16 protein-coding genes are annotated in these 17,561 nt (G+C 62.1%); 6 read left to right on the top strand and 10 right to left on the bottom strand.

Features of this window, described 5'->3' with window-relative positions; translation table 11 throughout:
• Positions 1–93: 93 nt before the first annotated feature.
• The 3 genes from EGM97_RS25700 to EGM97_RS25690 form a co-directional block, all read right to left on the bottom strand.
• Positions 94–960 (bottom strand): DUF6279 family lipoprotein, encoded by an 867-nt coding sequence (locus EGM97_RS25700; protein ID WP_238965255.1) that lies wholly within the window; start codon positions 958–960, stop codon positions 94–96.
• An 82-nt stretch (positions 961–1,042) separates the two neighbouring features.
• Complete coding sequence (locus EGM97_RS25695) at positions 1,043–1,759, bottom strand: TorF family putative porin (RefSeq protein ID WP_238965256.1); 717 nt, start codon at positions 1,757–1,759, stop codon at positions 1,043–1,045.
• Between the two features lie 185 nt (positions 1,760–1,944).
• On the bottom strand, positions 1,945–2,133 hold the full coding sequence (locus tag EGM97_RS25690; protein ID WP_172679659.1) for a hypothetical protein: 189 nt from the start codon (positions 2,131–2,133) through the stop codon (positions 1,945–1,947).
• Between the two features lie 337 nt (positions 2,134–2,470).
• Here EGM97_RS25690 and EGM97_RS25685 point away from each other — a divergent pair, with 337 nt between their 5' ends.
• Positions 2,471–3,307, top strand: a complete 837-nt coding sequence (locus EGM97_RS25685; RefSeq protein ID WP_238965257.1) for a CvfB family protein — start codon at positions 2,471–2,473, stop codon at positions 3,305–3,307.
• A 419-nt stretch (positions 3,308–3,726) separates the two neighbouring features.
• Positions 3,727–5,181, top strand: coding sequence for an NCS1 family nucleobase:cation symporter-1 (locus EGM97_RS25680; RefSeq protein ID WP_238965258.1), 1,455 nt, complete (start codon positions 3,727–3,729; stop codon positions 5,179–5,181).
• On the opposite strand, the gene EGM97_RS25675 is transcribed toward EGM97_RS25680, so the two are convergent.
• Complete coding sequence (locus EGM97_RS25675) at positions 5,159–6,355, bottom strand: MFS transporter (RefSeq protein ID WP_238965259.1); 1,197 nt, start codon at positions 6,353–6,355, stop codon at positions 5,159–5,161. The two genes, EGM97_RS25680 and EGM97_RS25675, sit on opposite strands and share 23 nt — an antisense overlap.
• Before the next feature lie 103 nt (positions 6,356–6,458).
• Between EGM97_RS25675 and ptrR the strand changes: the two genes are divergently transcribed.
• On the top strand, positions 6,459–7,352 hold the full coding sequence (gene ptrR / locus EGM97_RS25670) for a putrescine utilization regulator PtrR (RefSeq protein ID WP_238965260.1): 894 nt from the start codon (positions 6,459–6,461) through the stop codon (positions 7,350–7,352).
• A gap of 139 nt (positions 7,353–7,491) precedes the next feature.
• Positions 7,492–7,620 carry a PA1414 family protein gene (locus EGM97_RS25665; protein ID WP_256222727.1) on the top strand — a complete coding sequence of 43 codons (129 nt, stop codon included), beginning with the start codon at positions 7,492–7,494 and terminating at the stop codon, positions 7,618–7,620.
• Between the two features lie 140 nt (positions 7,621–7,760).
• Here the strand turns inward: EGM97_RS25665 and EGM97_RS25660 are convergent, their stop codons facing one another.
• Genes EGM97_RS25660 through speB form a run of 4 tightly spaced genes read right to left on the bottom strand, consistent with a single transcriptional unit; the run spans position 7,761 to position 12,123 of the window.
• Positions 7,761–9,149: a sodium:solute symporter family protein gene (locus tag EGM97_RS25660; RefSeq protein ID WP_238965261.1), complete on the bottom strand. Its 1,389-nt coding sequence runs from the start codon at positions 9,147–9,149 to the stop codon at positions 7,761–7,763.
• 25 nt (positions 9,150–9,174) lie between these two features.
• Complete coding sequence (locus tag EGM97_RS25655) at positions 9,175–10,686, bottom strand: purine-cytosine permease family protein (RefSeq protein ID WP_238965269.1); 1,512 nt, start codon at positions 10,684–10,686, stop codon at positions 9,175–9,177.
• A 51-nt stretch (positions 10,687–10,737) separates the two neighbouring features.
• Positions 10,738–11,163 (bottom strand): YybH family protein, encoded by a 426-nt coding sequence (locus EGM97_RS25650; protein WP_238965262.1) that lies wholly within the window; start codon positions 11,161–11,163, stop codon positions 10,738–10,740.
• A gap of 9 nt (positions 11,164–11,172) precedes the next feature.
• The gene (gene speB / locus EGM97_RS25645) at positions 11,173–12,123 is read right to left on the bottom strand and encodes an agmatinase (protein WP_053155701.1); all 951 of its coding nucleotides are present in this window, start codon (positions 12,121–12,123) and stop codon (positions 11,173–11,175) included.
• Between the two features lie 169 nt (positions 12,124–12,292).
• On the opposite strand from speB, the gene EGM97_RS25640 reads away from it, so the two are divergent.
• Together EGM97_RS25640 and EGM97_RS25635 are read left to right on the top strand one after the other, a co-directional pair.
• Positions 12,293–13,186 carry a LysR family transcriptional regulator gene (locus EGM97_RS25640; RefSeq protein ID WP_238965263.1) on the top strand — a complete coding sequence of 298 codons (894 nt, stop codon included), beginning with the start codon at positions 12,293–12,295 and terminating at the stop codon, positions 13,184–13,186.
• Between the two features lie 7 nt (positions 13,187–13,193).
• A complete protein-coding gene (locus EGM97_RS25635; RefSeq protein WP_238965264.1) occupies positions 13,194–13,790 on the top strand; it encodes a tRNA-uridine aminocarboxypropyltransferase in 597 nt (198 codons plus the stop codon).
• 147 nt (positions 13,791–13,937) lie between these two features.
• Here EGM97_RS25635 and EGM97_RS25630 read toward each other — a convergent pair whose 3' ends face one another.
• Complete coding sequence (locus EGM97_RS25630) at positions 13,938–15,302, bottom strand: HlyD family type I secretion periplasmic adaptor subunit (protein ID WP_238965265.1); 1,365 nt, start codon at positions 15,300–15,302, stop codon at positions 13,938–13,940.
• 91 nt (positions 15,303–15,393) lie between these two features.
• Positions 15,394–17,553, bottom strand: a complete 2,160-nt coding sequence (locus tag EGM97_RS25625) for a type I secretion system permease/ATPase (RefSeq protein WP_238965266.1) — start codon at positions 17,551–17,553, stop codon at positions 15,394–15,396.
• Positions 17,554–17,561 lie beyond the last annotated feature (8 nt).

Raw genomic sequence — 17,561 nt, 5'->3', positions numbered from 1 at the left:
CCCCACCCCCCCTTCCCCCCCCCCCCCCCCCCCCCCCCCCCCCCCCCCCCCCCCCCCCCCAAACCCCGCTCCCACAGGGGATTTGTGTTGCTCTTATGAGCGTGCCGCCTTCAAACACTTCAAATCACTGAAATCCTTCTTCACCCCGTCGATTTTCTTCAACAGCCGTTCCCGCTGGGGCTGGGTGCTGTCGGCCATCAGGTCCACCAGCAAGCTGCGGGCCTGGGCTTCGGTTTTGTTGTAGGCCTCGCGGTAGGCCGGGGTCCAGAGGCTTTCGCGGTCCACCAGTAGCTGTTCGATGCGTTGCGCAAAGTCCGGGTTGTGGCGCTGGGCGACGGCGGCGCTGAACTGGTTCTGCCAATGGGCGCGGTTGGCGATCCACTGCTGGTTCTGGTCGCCCAGGGCGGTGGACCAGGCCACCACGCGCTGGCGTTGAGCGATGTTGAGGGGCCCGAGCCAGTCGTTCAGGCGTTTTTCCATGCGTTCGCTACGTTCCTGGATCTGCTGTTGCAGCGTGGGCTTGAGGTATTGTTCCTGGCGTTTGCGCTGGTCCTTGACGAATGCCGCGTCCATGTCCGCGACTTGATCGTCGCTCAGCCCTTGTAACAGTTCGATGGCGGACGGGGTGATCGCCCGGGCGGTTTCGGCGATGGCGGCCTTGGCTTCGCGGGTGCGTTGCTGGAGGGCTTCGTCGGTGACCTGATCGGTTTGCACCATAGACTTCAAGCGGTCCAGCCAGTCGAGGTAACCCGGCAGTTGGGTGGTGCAGTGCCAGCTCAGGTGTTCCTTGAGGCGCTCGTTGAACCAGTCTTTTTGCTCGCCATTGATTTCCAGGTAGTCGTTGAGGGTCCAAGGGATGATCAGGTCGAGATTGCGGTAAGCCAGGCCAATGCGGCTGCACGCGGCGAGTGTCAGCAGCAGGGCGATGAACATGACAGTGCGGGTGAGCCAGCGCGACATGAGCGAGTCCTTGCGAAGCCATCAGGTGTTTTGTTTGAGCTTCGCAGACGCGTGGCAGTTCAGCCGATTAAAAGCGTAACGGTTAGTAAAATGGATGAGCCATCTTGAGGGTCAGCAGGCCATCGCACTCGCTGTTGTGGCCCGAATAAGCCGAGCAACTGCTGCCGCTGAGGCTGGAGTCGCTGTAGATCAGGTCCAGGTCGATGCCTCGCCATGGCCGGGAAATTTTCAGCGACCAATCACTGAAACTGCCGACATAGCCGTTCTCGACGGAGACAGGCGTGTTGAGCTGGTGAGTGGTGTATTTGGCGCTGACACCGATGCCGAACGGCACGTTGCCGCCGAGGTCGGCGAACAGCGTGCTGTTCTGTTTGTCCGGGTCGTTACTCAGGGCCGCGCCGAAACGGCTGCCCAGCACGGTCAGGCCACCGTAGAGTTCCTGGCTGTCGAGGGGGTCGACGGTGGGGTAGCTGTAGTGAATCAGGCCGACTTCGTAGCCCAGGGTCTGGTCGAAAGGCTGTTTGAAGCCCAGGTAGGAATCGACTTCGAGGTCGGTGGATGGGCTAAGCCCGGCGCTGGGTGACCACTGGCCGAAATACCAGCCACTGTCATGGCTCAGGTCCAGGCCACCATGGAACGAACCGGTGCTCGATGGCGTGACGAGGCCCTGGGCCATGCTACGGCTGGGCGTGGTGCCGAGCTTGAGGTCGAAGTCGCCCAGTTCGCGCTGGAACACCTGCCCATGGGCAAACGGGCAGGCCAACAGGCTGATGGTCAGCAGGACGAAAGGAATACGCATGCTTCACTCCATGAATAGCGAGGAGCAACCGGCTGGAACACTTGATATAGAGAGGTGCAAGCATACCGGCGAATGCCGTGCTTCGAAGGCCATTCGTCGATTTTTATGCAGGGAGTGTCGCGGGAAGGGCTTCCAGTCCAAGCGCTTCGAAGCTCAAAGCGCTTTGGGACCAGGTGACGCGGGGATTACTTTTTGCCCAGGCTGATCTGCTTGGACGGGCCGAATGTCTGGCCGCTGACGCCTTTGGCAATTTGCTGGATTTCACCGCCGTTCTTGAGGAACGCAGCGATCTGGTCATTGATCGATTCGCTGGTTTCAACGGCTGGGGCGGGCTTTGCTTTGCTGTTGGATGCTTTTACGCGCATGGCGGCCATTAACCTGTAGATAATTAATAGGGCCAGGCATCGTACAGGAAATACCTGGCCCTTGCTTGGCCGATATTTCGTGAAACATCCTGGCAATTGCCAGGACGGAAATGGAATTTTTCGCCAATTATCGCCCTAAGCCGCTGTTTTAAATAACAACCATGCAAAAAATATATACACGATGCAGCGCTGTGAAACCGCCGCCCGGCCCGAGGGCTGTCTGACGAACGGCCGGCTGAAGGCGAAAAGCCAGGAAAATCAATGGTTGCGCAGGCGGCCGGCTGGCGACCACGAACCGCCGCGTAAAAACGGGTAGAATGCCGCCCACGCAATGAGGGTATTGGAAATGGCTTTAGTCGGGCGCTACAACAGTTTGCAAGTGGTTAAACACACTAACTTCGGTTTATATCTGGACGGCGGCGCCGATGGCGAGATTCTGTTGCCCAACCGTTATATCCCCAAGGATATTCCCAGCGAAGATGAAGATTGGCTGAACGTTTTTATTTACCTGGACAGCGACGACAAACTGATCGCGACCACGGAAAAACCCAAAGTCCAGGTCGGTGAATTTGCCAGCCTGAAAGTGGTTGAGGTCAACAGCATCGGTGTATTCCTCGACTGGGGATTGCCCAAGGATCTGTTGCTGCCGTTTTCGGAAGAAAAACGCCAGATGAAGGCCGGGGACTATTGCGTGGTGCATGTCTATCTCGACAAACATACCCGCCGCATTACCGCCACGGCGCGCCTGGACCGTTATCTGGACAAGACGCCGGCCAACTACACGGCGGGACAGGAAGTTGACTTGCTGGTTGCCGAAGCCACCGACATGGGCTTCAAGGCGATCATCAATAACAAGCACTGGGGACTTATCCACAAGAACGAAATCTTCAAGTTCATGCGCGTCGGCATGCACGAGAAGGGCTTCATCAAGGAAGTTCGCCCGGACGGCAAGATCAGCCTGAGCCTGCAGCCGGTAGGCCAGGAAGCCGCCACCAGCCTGAACGCCAAGATCCTCGCCAAGCTGCGCGAGAGCAACGGTACGCTGGCGGTCAGCGACAAGAGCGATCCGGCGTTGATCAGCAGCCTGTTTGGCGTGAGCAAGGGCAACTTCAAGAAGGCCATTGGTGCGCTGTACAAGAATGGACAGATTGTCATTCATGCCGATCGCATTGAATTGAGCTGATCCTCTGCCTGACCACACTACTGGTGGTTGAGGGATCCTGTGGCGAGGGGATTTATCCCCGCTGGGCTGCGGAACAGCCCTAAAGCCCCACACCGCGGTGTGCCAGATAGAAGACGTTGGCTGTCTTGGGGGCTGCTGCACAGCCCAGCGGGGATAAATCCCCTCGCCACAGGTGCGGTACTCGGCCTCCCTCTGTATACAAATTTATGCACCTTTAGCATGCATCCGCGCCCTGTTCGTGGGCGCTTGCCTACGCCTGCCTGGCTTCCAACGTCGCCACACCCCCCGATTTGTCTCACATCCAACGCCTATGGCACGCATTCTGCGTGGAGCTTCGTATACAAACCATGCCGGCTCCCGTGCGCAGTAGGGTGAACAGTTGATTCGGGGGCCCGGCTTCATAAAAAAGGAGCCCCGCAATGTCCGAGCAATTGCCCGACGGCTACAGCCCCCGCCTCTATAACGAGGACCTGGGCCCGCTGCCGCAGAAATGGAATTGGTACAACATCTTCGCGTTCTGGATGAGCGATGTGCACAGCGTGGGCGGTTATGTATTCGCCGCCAGTCTGTTTGCGTTGGGGCTGGCGAGTTGGCAGGTGCTGATTGCCTTGCTGGGCGGGATTTGTATCGTGCAATTGATCGCCAACCTGGTCGCCAGGCCGAGCCAGCAGGCGGCGGTGCCATATCCGGTGATCTGTCGGCTGGCGTTCGGGGTATTCGGCGCGAATATTCCGGCGGTCATCCGCGGCCTGATCGCTGTGGCGTGGTACGGGATTCAGACGTACCTGGCTTCCAGTGCGCTGATCATCGTCGTGCTGCGGTTTTTTCCTGCGATGGAGGTGTATGCGACGCCGCACTTTGCCGGTTTGTCCTACTTGGGGTGGTTCGGCTTCCTCACTCTCTGGTTCGTCCAGGCGCTGGTGTTCTGGGCGGGCATGGAGTCGATCCGGCGTTTCATCGATTGGGCCGGACCCGTGGTGTATGCAGTGATGTTCCTGCTGGCCGGCTGGATCGTGTGGAAGGCCGGTTGGAGCAACATCAGCTTCACCCTGGCGGAAAAGTCTCTGTCCGGCTGGCAGGCGTTCGGCCAGGTGATCGTCGCGACGGCCCTGGTGGTGTCGTATTTTTCCGGCCCGACCCTGAATTTCGGCGATTTCAGTCGCTACTGTCGGAGCATGTCTGACGTGCGCCGGGGCAATTTCTGGGGGCTGCCGGTGAATTTCCTGGCGTTCTCCCTGGTCACGGTGGTGATTGTTTCCGGGACCCTGCCGGTATTCGGCGAAATGCTCCATGATCCGATTGCGACGGTGGCGCGCATCGACAACAGCGTGGCTGTACTTCTAGGGGCGTTTGCTTTCGTCACTGCGACGGTCGGCATCAACATTGTCGCGAACTTCGTGTCGCCGGCGTTCGATTTCGCAAACGTCGCGCCCAGCAAAGTCAGCTGGCGCGCCGGTGGCATGATCGCGGCAATTGCGTCGATCTTCATCACACCCTGGAACCTGTTCAACAACCCCGAAGTAATCCACTACACCCTGGATGTGCTGGCCGCGTTCATCGGGCCGTTGTTCGGGATCCTGCTGGTGGATTATTACCTGATCAAGAAGCAGCAGATCGACGTGGATGCGCTGTTCAATGATGGCCCGAGCGGTCGCTATTACTACAGCGGCGGCATCAACTGGACGGCGGTCAAGGCGCTGATTCCGGCAACGCTGATGGGCGTAGCGATCACCTTCACCCCGTTGCTGCAACCGATGGCAAACTTCGCCTGGTTCACCGGTTGCTTCCTCGGCGGGGCGTTGTATTTCGTTCTGGCGCGACGGGAGCCCGCCCTGTCCATGAACAAACCCTTCAGCGCGGTCGGCCCGGCCTGATCAGCGCAGGACGGTGGGGGGTACAGGGGTTCATCTCGTCCTGGCTGGCGGGGCTCAGCAACAGCCCGCCGGCCAGCACCAGGCCACTGCCGGCAATGATCAACGCCGGTTGCAACCCACCGCTGAAATGGCTGCTCAATGCCGCCAGCAGCGGGCCACTGAGTTGGCCCACCGCAAAGCAGGCGGTCAACAGGCCGGCGTTGCGCTGGGTGGCATGCGGCGCCAGTTCTCGGGAGCGCTGCATCACCAGTTGCATGCAGGCCAGGAACGGTGTGCCACACAGGATGACGCCGAGCGCCAACCCTGCACTGCTGCCCGAAAGACAGGCGAACACCCCGATGGCCTGCAACCACAGCGTGCCGATCAGCCAACGACCCGTGGTGCTTGGGTCCGGCCGGCGCAGGCTGACCAGCAGCACCCCGAGGGCGGCGGCCAAGCCGAAGCAGGGCCAGAACAGATCGGCTTGCCACTGCCCGTGGAACTGCGTCGACGCCATTTGCGACAGGAACGTCGCCGGAATGATGTAGCCCACGCCATACAAGGCGTAGACCATGCCGAGGCGGGCGATGCCACGGTTCGATGAGGTGGCGGCCGGCGCTGCAACGGTCGTAGTCGCGGTGGTTTGCGGCAAGATCGGCAGGATCACCAGCAACATCGCCAACGCCACCCCGGCGTACACCAGCCACAGGGTAGCAGAGCTCTGGCCCAGCAGATTGGAGCCCAGGGCGAGCAAGCCTGTCAGGAAAATCCCCAGCCCCGGTCCGGCAAACACCACAGCGCCAAGCCGTGGTCGCCCGGCCGCGGCTGCCAAAGGCTGGCTCAACGCGGTGATCATCACCAGCACCCAGGCACTCGCCACCCCGGTGCCGAAGCGCAGCGCCAGGTGCGGCCAGAAACCCCAGGCCCAGAACGACGCCAGGGTCAGCAGCACACACAGCCACAGGCCGCCGAGCAGACGCCGCCGCACTTGATCCGGCCGGCGGGCGAACATGGCATCCAGCGCGCCGAGGAAGTAGCCCAGGTAGTTGGCGGCGGCAATCAGACCGGCGGCCGTCAAGTCGATCTGACCTTCGCCGATCAAATGAGGTAACTGAGGCGTAAGTGCGAAGCGGCCGATTCCCATGGCCATCATCAGCGCGATGAAACTGCCAAGCAGGCGGATAAGAGGTGACATGGTCGTTCTCCAGCAATGAGGCGAATGACCGTCAGGCTAGAATCGATTGACTTTCATTAAAATTGAATAATAGTGAGAAACTTGTTCTTTTTTGGAGAAGGTTGTGGAGTTCAGCCAATTACGGATTTTCCAGGCCGTGGCGCAGGAGGGCTCCATCACCCGTGCCGCCGAACGCCTGCACCGGGTACCGTCGAACCTCTCGACCCGGCTCAAGCAGCTTGAAGAGCAGTTGGGTGTGGATCTGTTCCTGCGCGAGCGTCAGCGTTTGCAATTGTCACCGGCGGGAAAAGTCCTGCTGGACTATGCGACCAAGCTCTTTGCCTTGCACGATGAAGCCCACGCTGCCGTGCAAGGAGGGCAACCCGCCGGGGATTTTGTCCTGGGCACGATGTACAGCACGGCGGCGATTCATCTGCCGGACCTGCTGGCCGGTTATCACCGCCGCTATCCGGCGGTGAACCTGCAAGTGCAATCGGGGCCCAGTGGCGAGTTGCTCGAAGGCTTGCTCACCGGGCGGCTTGATGCGGCGCTGGTGGATGGTCCGCTGGAGTTGGCAGGGTTGGACGGGGTGCCGTTGTGCGACGAACGGCTGGTGCTGATCACCGAGGCCGATCATGAGCCGGTGCGCAGTGCGCTGGATGTTCAGAGGCGCTCGGTGTTCACCTTTCGTCGAGGCTGTTCGTACCGCATGCGCCTGGAGGCCTGGTTTGCCCACGACCACGCGACCATGGGCCGGGCGATCGAGATTGAGTCTTACCAGGGGATGCTGGCGTGTGTGATCGCCGGGTCCGGCGTGGCGCTGATGTCCGAGTCGATGCTGGCCAGCCTGCCGGGCCGTGAGCGGGTGGCGGTGCACCCGTTGGCCGAGCCGTTTGCCAGCGCCACCACTTGGTTGATGTGGCGCAAAGGGATGGTCGGCGCCAACCTGAACGCCTGGATCGAGTTGCAACAACAGGCCCGGCCGCGAGCCCCGCGGTTGACGGCTCAATCGGCTTGAACTCCGGAGAACGGATTTGGATCAATTTAGTAACAGATCATTGCAAACTGAAGCGAGCATTGCGTAGCACATCGGACTATTATCAACGCGAAGGGGCCACAGATATCTGCCGCTCGCACGACCCTGAGGGGGCACCACGATGAAAGAGAAAATCCAGAACTGGCTTCATGACCTGGGTGTCGCGCTTGGCTTGATCGAACCGCCGATGCAACCGATCCCGATCCGCACCGATGATGAGCAACGCCGCCGTCAGCCGCGCCGCCGTTGAGTAGCCGCCAGGCCGATTTTTGTGGGAGCGAGCCTGCTCGCGAATGCGTTGTATCAGCAGCATAAGTAGTGGCTGATACGCCGTCATCGCGAGCAGGCTCGCTCCCACAGTGCTAACCGACAATCGTTCCGGCGCGTTGATCAAACCGCCTTGGCCACTACGTTCGAACGTGGCGATAACACACTCACCAGCACAAAACTCACCAGCGCCACGCTCAGGCTGTAGTAGATCGGCGTGTTGGCGTCCAGCCCGTCCTTGAACATGAAGAACAGCGCCGTCACGAAGCCCAGGGACATGCTGGTGATCGCCCCGGCGGTGGTGGCACGTTTCCAGTAGATGGCGCCGATCAGCGGGATCAGCATGCCGCCCACCAGCAGGTTATAGGCCAGGGTCAGGGCGCTGATCACATCACTGACCACCAGGGCGATGCCCAGTACCACCACACCCAGCAGCAGCGTCGCAATGCGGTTTTCGTGGACGTCGGCGTTGTTGCCCTCGCGGCCACGGCGCAAGCGTGGCAGCAGGTCCTGGACCACCGTCGTGGAGGCGGCCAGCAACCCCGCCGAGGCGGTGGACATCAATGCCGCCAGTGCCGCCGCGACCACCAGCCCACGAATGCCATTGGGCAGGCTGGTCTGTACGACACTGGCGAAGGCGTTGTTGACGTTGGCGAGGTCCGGCAGCAACACCTTGGCGGCCATGCCGATCAATGCTCCGGCCAGGCCGTACAGCACGCAGTACAGGCCGGCGGCGGTGCCCGCCATTTTCGCCACGCCTTCGCTGCGGGCGGTGAAGACCCGTTGCCAGATGTCCTGGCCGATGAAGATGCCGAAGAAGTAGATCAGGAAGTAGGTGACGATGGTGTCCCAGCCAATGGCTGTGAAATCGAAGTAGCTGGCCGGCAGTTTCGCCACCATCGCGTCCCAGCCGCCCGCGTCGACGATGGACATCGGCATCAGCAGGAACACCAGGCCGATGGTCATGATCAGGAACTGCACGATGTCGGTCAGGGTCAGCGACCACATGCCACCGATGGTTGAATACAACACCACCACGCCGCCGCCCACCAGGATCGATGCCCAAAAGGGCAGGCCGAACAGCACTTGCATGACGGTGCCGATGGCGATGGTCGAGGTGGCGCCGATCATCAGCGCATACACCAGCATGATCATTGCACTGGCATGGCGCGCGGCCGGGTTGTAGCGGCGCTCCAGGACCTGGGTAACGGTGTAGATCTTGAGTTTGAGCAACGGCTTGGCCAGGAACAGGCTGAGGCCGACGATGCCCAGGCCGATGGCCCCGCAGAGCCAGAACCCGGAGATGCCATGAACGTAACCCAGGCGCACGGTGCCGATGGTGGACGCGCCGCCCAGGACTGTGGCGGCCATGGTGCCCAGATAGAACCCCGGGCCGAGGTTGCGACCGGCGACCAGATAGTCGTCACGGGTCCGGGCGCGACGCATGCCATACCAGCCGAGGGCGATCATGCCGGCGGCGTAGATGAGAACGACGATTAAATCCAAAGCCATGGTGGCGTGTCTCCGATTGTATTTTTTATTGGAAGGTCGGGATGCTTGGCTCAGCGGTGTGCCCCGAACCCTTGCTACGCAAATCCCCCGGCCCATAAACCTCCGCCGGTTCCGGGAACACCCCCAACAACACCAGGTACACCACGCAAGCCAGGCCGAGGGTCACCGGCAGGCTGATATCGATGCCGCCGGCCAGTTCGCCCAGGGGCCCGACGAACTGCCCCGGCAGGTTGACGAAGCACAAGCCCACCAGTGCGCTGGGAATCCAGGCCCCCAGGCCGCGCCAGTTCCAGCCGTGGTTGAACCAGTAGCGCCCGCCGGTTTCGCCCCGGGTGAACACTTGCAGGTCATCCGGGCAGTAGAAGCCGCGGCGTACCAGCAGGCCTATGATCATGATCACCATCCACGGTGTGGTGCAGGTGATGATCAGCACGGCGAATGTGGACACGCTCTGCACCAGGTTCGCGGCGAAGCGTCCGATGAAGATGAAGGCAATCGACAGCACGCCGATCAGCAGCGTTGCCTTGACCCGCGACAGCACCCGCGGAAACACGCTGGACATGTCCAACCCGGTGCCATACAGCGACGTGGTGCCGGTGGACATGCCGCCGATCACCGCGATCAGGCACACCGGCAAAAAGAACCAGCTCGGCGAGACCGCCAGCAGTCCGCCCACGTAGTTGTTCGCCGCGATGTAGTCCGGTGCCTTGATCGCCACGATGGTGGCGGTGGCGAGGCCGAACAGGAACGGGATCAGCGTGGCCAGTTGTGCGGCGACCACCGCTGCCATGGTGCGGCGCTTGGATGTTTCGCGTGGGATATAGCGCGACCAGTCGCCCAGGAACGCGCCGAAGGAGATCGGGTTGCTCATGGCCACCAGCGAGGCGCCGATGAACGCTGCCCAGAAACCCGGCTGACCGAGGGCGACGGTGCCAGCGAACTGGCTGTCGAAGGTCGGTGCGAAGGCCACGATGCCCAGCAGGAACAACAGGCTGGCCGCCCACACGGCGATGCGGTTGACCCAAAGCATAAAGCGAAAGCCGTAGATGCACACCGTCAGCACCAGCAGGGCGAACAGGCCGTAGGCCAGGCCCAGGCTCAGATCGGTTTCCGGTACGCCGACCAGACGCTTGGCGCCGCCGATCAATGCATCGCCCGAACTCCATACCGAGAGCGAGAAGAACGCGATGGCGGTCAGCAGCGACAGAAACGAGCCGACGATCCGCCCGTGGACACCGAAGTGCGCCCCGGAAGACACCGCGTTGTTGGTGCCATTGAGGGGCCCGAATAGCCCCATCGGCGCGAGGATGATCGCGCCCAGCAGTACCCCCAGCACAATCGCCCAGACCCCGGCCTGGAATGACAGGCCGAACAGCACCGGGAAACTCCCGAGCACCGCCGTGGCGAAGGTATTGGCGCCGCCGAAGATCAAGCGAAACAGATCGCCCGGGCCGGCGGTGCGTTCGTGGTCCGGGATCTGTTCGACCCCGTAGGTTTCGATTTGCGTAAGGCTTTTATCGTTATTGTTATGCATGATCTGCTCCGATCATCGAGGCGCGCTCATCGGCTGTGAGCGCTGCCTGCTTGGCTAAGGGGGTGGCAGCCCTTCCGGCATGGCGGATAAATGTTCGTGACAGGCCAGCCATCGGCCCTGTTGTTCTTGTACGTGTCCTTCCTGTCTGCGGAACAGGATGGTTTCGCGTTCCTGGCTAATGTGTCGCTCCCCTTGCATGCGCAGCTCGGTGGCCACGTCATGGATGAAAACCGCCACGTCCCCTTGCAGGCTGACGAAGGCGTTGCTCGAGGTGCACGAGAGCACCTCGAAGCCCTCCTCGGACCGCCAGCGATCCCACAATGCCTGGTAGGCGTCGCGTGACAGCAAAGGCTGTTCGAGGGTGTGAAACACGAAGCTTGCGTCGGCCGTGAACGCGCCGAAGTAAGCATCGCGGTCATTTCGGGCGAAGGCCGACACCAATTGTGCGGCGGCCTGGAGCACTTGATCACGATCGTTCATCACGGCGCCTCAGCGGTGAGCCACGCCGGGCAGTACGCAAAGCATCTCGTACAACAGGTTGGCCCCCAGCAGCGAGGTGTTGCCGGTGGTGTCATACGGCGGCGAGACTTCCACCAGGTCGCAACCGACCAGGTCGAGGCCCTGGCAACCGCGCACGATTTCGATCGCCTGGATGGTGGTCAGGCCCCCGATTTCCGGGGTGCCGGTGCCGGGCGCCCAGGCCGGGTCGATGCCGTCGATGTCGAAGCTCAGGTACACCGGACCGCCGCCGACTTTCTCGCGGACTTCGGCCATCAGCGGCGCCAGGGATTGGTGCCAGCATTCTTCAGCCTGGACCACGCGAAAGCCCTGGCGGCGGCTCCAGTTGAAGTCATCGGCGGTATAGCCCTGGGCCCGCAGGCCGATCTGTACCACCCGGTCGCAGTCCAGCAGGCCTTCTTCCACGGCGCGGCGGAAAGTGGTGCCGTGGGCGATTTTCTCGCCGAACATGTGATCGTTCACGTCGGCGTGGGCGTCGATGTGCACCAGGCCGACCTTGCCGTGCTTCTTGTGGATGGCCCGCAGGATCGGCAGGGTGATGGTGTGGTCGCCGCCCAGGGTCAGGGGGATGACATTGTGTTCGAGGATCTTGTGGTACGACTCTTCGATGATTCGTACCGCTTCCAGCAGGTTGAAGGTGTTGATCGCCACGTCGCCGATATCAGCCACTGACAGCGAGTCGAACGGCGCGGCACCGGTGGCCATGTTGTAGGGGCGGATCATCACCGATTCGGCACGGATCTCCCGGGGCCCGAAGCGGGTGCCGGCGCGCAGGGAAGTGCCGATGTCCAGCGGCACGCCGACGAACGCGGCGTCCAGGCCAGCAGCGGTGGGCACATGGGGCAGGCGCATCATGGTGGCGATGCCGCCGAAGCGCGGCATTTCGTTGCCGCCCAGTGGTTGGTGAAGAATCTTGTCCACGGGTAGGGCCTCATCGTTTGTTTTAGTTATCAGGGGCCGATTCTGCGAAAAGCCGTTGCCGTGAAAAATCGCTGGGGGCAAATACTTAGTTCAGATTTTTCTAAACTAATGCGCAGCGCGGCGATAGACTCCAAACCCTGTGGAATGACACGCCTGTATGGAGAAGCCAATGGCCAACGCTCTACCCGACCTCAAGCTGCTCCGCATTTTCGCCAGCGTGGTCCGGCATCAGGGGTTCGCCAATGCCCAGCACGAGCTGAATCTTTCCACATCGGCCATCAGCACCTACATGAGCCAGCTGGAATCGAGCCTGGGTCTGGTGCTGTGTCATCGCGGGCGGGGTGGGTTCAGCCTGACCAGCAAGGGTGAGTTGTTCCATCAGGAAACCCTGCGTCTTTTGGGCGAGCTCGAAGGGTTCGAGCAGTACGCCGCGGCGCTGAAGGGCGAATTGCGCGGTACGCTGAACCTGGGCGTGATCGATTCCACGGTCAGTGACAAGGCATTGCCGTTTGCCGAAGCCATCGGTGCCTACAGCCAGGAACACCCGGCGGTGCACCTGCATCTGTCGGTGATGAGCCCCTATGAGCTGCAGCTCGGTGTACAGGACAACCGCCTCGATCTGGCCATTGGTGCATTCTCTACGCGCATGAGCGGGTTGGTGTACATGCCGCTGTACCGCGAGCAGCACTGGTTGTATTGCAGTAATCGTCATCCGCTGTTCACTGAACGGCGCATTCCCGAGCAAGTCATCACCCAGCAACGCATGGTCGGGCGCGGTTATTGGAGCCAGGCGGAACTGGCCCGCCACGGTTTCAAGCACAGTGCGGCGACGGTGGAGAGCATGGAGGCGCAATTGATCCTGGTGCTGTCGGGCGCTTATATCGGTTACCTGCCCGAGCACTATGCCCAGGCGTGGGTCGACAAGGGCGACTTGCGCGTGCTGCTGCCGGCGACGTTCGGTTATCAGGCGCCGTTTTCGATGATCATGCGCCGAGGCCGCGGCCGTGAACCGTTGATCCAGACTTTCCGCGACCTGCTCAAGGCGCAGCTCAACCAGGCCTGAGGTGCCCATGTCCAGAATCCAATGCCCACGCTGCCAACGACCGCAGAGCCATTGCCTGTGCCCCTTGATCCCGAGCCTCGACAGCCGCACCCGGGTCTTGCTGTTGCAGCATCCCAGCGAAGTGAATCATGCCCTGAACACCGCCCGGCTGGCGGCCTTGGGCCTGAACAACGCCGAGTTGATCGTGGGCGAGGTGTTCGAAGACTTGCCACGATTGCTCAACCCACCGGGCTATCAGGCCCGACTGTTATTTCCCGGCGATGAGGCGCAGCCGTTGCAAACCTGTGCAGCGTGCGATGAGCCCATCCTGTTGGTTGTCCCTGACGGCACCTGGCGCAAGGCGCGCAAGCTGCTGCACCTCAACCCCTTGTTGGCGGCGCTGCCGAGGGTAACCCTGGCCGACGGTGGTAAGTCCCGTTACCGTCTGCGCAAGGCACCGGAGCCGGGGGCATTGTCGACGGTGGAGGCGATTGTCCAGGCGTTGCAGGTGCTTGAAGCACCGAGCAGTTTCGAGCCGTTGCTGAAGCCGTTCGAGGCGTTGATCGAGGGGCAGATTGCGGCGATGGGGGAGGAGGTTTTCCGGCGTAATCATGCGCAAAGATGAGGTTGTTCTTGCGGGCCTCTTCGCGAGCAAGCCCGCTCCCACAATGGATCCGCTGTGGCCGAAGATTTTATGTCTGTCGCAGGTCCATTGTGGGAGCGGGCTTGCTCGCGAAGGCGGCCTATCAGACAACACATTTTTCCGAGGATATCAGCGCTCCCGCATCGCCTCAGTCCTGGCCTTCAACAGCGGCTTGAGCAAGTAATCCAACACACTTTTCTCCCCGGTGATGATATCCACCGTCGCCACCATCCCCGGGATGATCAGCAACGGCTTGGCATCGCCGCCCAGGTGGTTCTTATCGGTGCGCACCTGGATCAGGTAGAAGCTGTTGCCCTTGTCGTCGGTGATGGTGTCGGCGCCGATCAGTTCCAGTTTGGCGCTCAGGCCGCCGTAGATGGTGTAGTCGTAGGCGCTGAACTTGACCATGGCTTTCTGGCCCGGATGCAGAAAGGCCACGTCCTGCGGGCGGACCTTGGCCTCGATCAGCAGGTTGTCTTCCAGAGGCACGATCTCCACCATGTCGCTGCCCGGCTGGACCACGCCGCCGATGGTGTTCACCTTGAGTTGCTTGATCACCCCGTGCACCGGCGAGACGACGGTGGTGCGGGTCACGCGGTCGTCGATGGCGATGCTCGAGGCGGTGATTTTTGACAGATCGGTGCGTTTCTCGTTGAGCTCCTTGGCCGCGTCCGAGCGGAAGGTCTGCTCCGACTCGTCGATCTTGCTCTTGATTTCGTTGATTGCCGATTCGGCCCGGGGAATTGCCAGAGTAGTGGCGTTGAGCGAGCCGCGGATCTCCACCGCGCTGCGCTTGAGCCGCAGGATTTCCACTGGCGACACCGCTCCGGCTTTTACCAGCGGCGCGGACATGTTCATTTCTTCTTGCAGCAGCGCCAGGGCGGAACTGAACTGGCCTTGCTTGGAGCGAAACTCCGCCAGCTCCTGGGTTTTCTGCCGCAGTTGTTCGGTCAGGGTGCGTTGTTCGCTGGCCAGGCGCCGCTGCCGTTGTTCATACAGCGAGCGCTCGTCTTCGGCCACCTGCGGGGCTTTGGCGGTCACTTCGGCGGATACCTGGAATGGCCGGCCCTCGGCCTCGGCCGACAGGCGCTCGACCTGGGCCATCAGGGCGTACCGGTCGGCTTCGCTCTCGCCCTTGTTGGAAAGATAGCGCGTGTCGTCCAGGCGCAGCAGCGTATCGCCCTTGTTCACCATCTGGCCTTCGCGCACGAAAATCTCGGTGACGATGCCGCCCTCCAGGTTCTGGATGACTTGCACCTTGCTCGACGGAATCGCCTTGCCTTCACCGGTGGTGACTTCCTGCAAGACCGCCAGCTTCGCCCACACCAGCCCGGTGATAATCAGCCCGGCGGCCAGCCACACCGTGACGCGGGACCGACGGGGCGAATCCTGTAACGCAGCGCCGGCGGTTTCCGACATGAACTCGCTTTCGGCGCTTTTGCTGAAGCTGCCGAAGTAGCTTCGGGCGGCGGAATCGGAGGTTTGAGCAGACATGGGGGTACCCGCCGGTTAAGTGAAGTAACGCCGGATGAAGCTTCTGTGGCGAGGGGATAAATCCCCTCGCCACAGGGGGCAGCGGTGTGTGCTAGACCGCCCCGGAACCCACTCGCCCCTTGCGCAACGCATCGATCACCACATCCTTTGGCCCATCCGCCACGACCCGGCCGTTGTCCAGCACCACCAGCCGCTCCACCAGACTCAACATCGAGGTGCGGTGGGTGACCAGCAACACGGTCTTGCCCTGGACGTGGTCCTGGAGTTTTTGCCGCAAGGCATCTTCGCTGCTGTTGTCCATGGCGCTGGTGGGTTCGTCCAGCAGCAGGATCGGTGGATCGAGCAGCAGCGCCCGGGCCAGCAGTACCGCTTGGCGCTGCCCACCGGACAGCAACTGGCCACGTTCGCCCACCGGGCGGTCGAAGCCTTGGGGGTGTTGGCGGGCGAGTTCGGTGGCGCCGGTCAGTTCCGCCACTTCCAGCATGCGTGCGTCGCTGATATAACGGGCGCCGAGTGTCAGGTTGTCCCGCAGGCTGCCGGCCAGCAGCGGCAGGTCATGGGCGACGTAACCGATCTGTTGCCGAAGGTCGGCGACATCCAGCTGCCGCAGGTCCAGGCCGTCGAGCAGTAACTGACCTTCCTCCGGTGCATAGAACCCCATCACCAGCCGTGCCAGGGTGCTTTTGCCCGAGCCGCTGCGGCCGATGATCCCGACCCGCTCGCCAGGTTTGAGGCTGAAGCTCACGTTCGCCAGGGCCGGGGTGCTCTGGCCGTTGTAGTGGAATGTCACGCCCTGGACGTCCAGGGCACCTTGTAATTGGGGATGGTCCAATGGCCGCTGTTTGGCGTCGCGCTCCTGGGGCAAGGCCATCAAGGCGTCGGTGCTGCGCATGGTGAGTTGGGCCTGCTGGTAACGTGTGATCAGCCCGGCGATTTGTCCCAGCGGCGCGAGCACCCGGCTGCCCAGCATGTAGCTCGCCACCAGCGCACCGACGCTGAGGTTGCCGGCGATGATGCTGTAGACGCCGGCAATGATGGTCGCCATGCCGGCCAGTTGTTGCAGGAACAGCGTACCGTTGGTCGCCAGGGCCGAGAGGTTGCGTGCATGGCTGTCCAGGCGGGTGAGGGCGCCGTGGGTGCTTTCCCACTGATGCTGACGCTCGCTTTCGGCGCTGCAGGCCTTGAGGGTTTCCAGGCCGCCGAGGGTTTCGATCAGCAGGGCCTGGCGTTGGGCGCCCAGGGCCAGGCTTTTTTGCACGGTGTCGCGCAGGCGCATCTGGATGATCATGGCGAACACAATGGTGATCGGAAAAGCTACCACCGGAATCACCACCAGCCAGCCCCCCAGCAGGCCGATCACCAGCAGCATCAGCACGGCGAAGGGCAGGTCGATCAGGCTGGTCAAGGTGACAGCCGTGAGAAATTCCCGCAGCCCCTGGAAGTCGTGGATGCTCTGGGCGAAACCGCCAATGGTCACTGGCCGTGCCTTCATGGCCATCCCGGTGATGCGTTCGAACAGGGTCGCGGAGAGAATCACGTCGGTTTTCTTGCCGGCCGTGTCCAGCAGGTGGGCGCGCACCACGCGTAGCACCAGCTCGAATCCCGTGCCGATCAACAGCCCCACGGCCAGCACCCACAGGGTGGACGTGGCCTGGTTCGGCACCACGCGGTCGTAGGTCTGCATGACGAATAGCGGCACCATCAGCCCGAGCAGGTTGATCAGCAGGCTCGCCAGGATCGCGTCGCTGTACAGCCAGCGCGACAGTTTCAAGGTGTCCCGAAACCAGGCCTCGACCCGTGGCACCAAGGGCGCTCGCAGGTCTTCGAGTTCATGGCGTGGTCGGGCGAACATGGCCTGGCCGCTGTAATCGAGGGCCAGTTCCTGCGCGTTGACCCATTGTTCGCCGCCATCGGCTTCGCTGGGCAAAATCAACGCTTGGCCATCCTCGCCCCAGCGCCGCAACACCGCACAGCGGCCGCCGGCGAGAATCAGCATCACCGGCAGGTTGAGCGGTGAAATGTCGGCCAGCTTGCGACGCAGCACCCGCGCCTGCAAACCGGCCCGGGCCGCCGCGCGTGGCAGCAGGTCCGGGCTCAGCCGTTGGTGCGCCATTGGAAGCCCGGCGCTGAGGCTGGCGCGGCTGACCGTCGCGCCATGGAGTTTGCAGAGGATTAACAAACCGTCCAGCAATGGGTCATCGACAGTCACGCGCGGATCGGCGCTGGGTGTTGCGGGTGCCATGCTGGTCATCGGATCGC

The sequence above is a fragment of the Pseudomonas sp. AF32 genome, assembly GCF_022342325.2.
In the GTDB taxonomy this organism is placed as follows: Bacteria; Pseudomonadota; Gammaproteobacteria; order Pseudomonadales; family Pseudomonadaceae; genus Aquipseudomonas; species Aquipseudomonas uvaldensis.
This window is presented reverse-complemented; position numbering and strand designations above follow the sequence as displayed.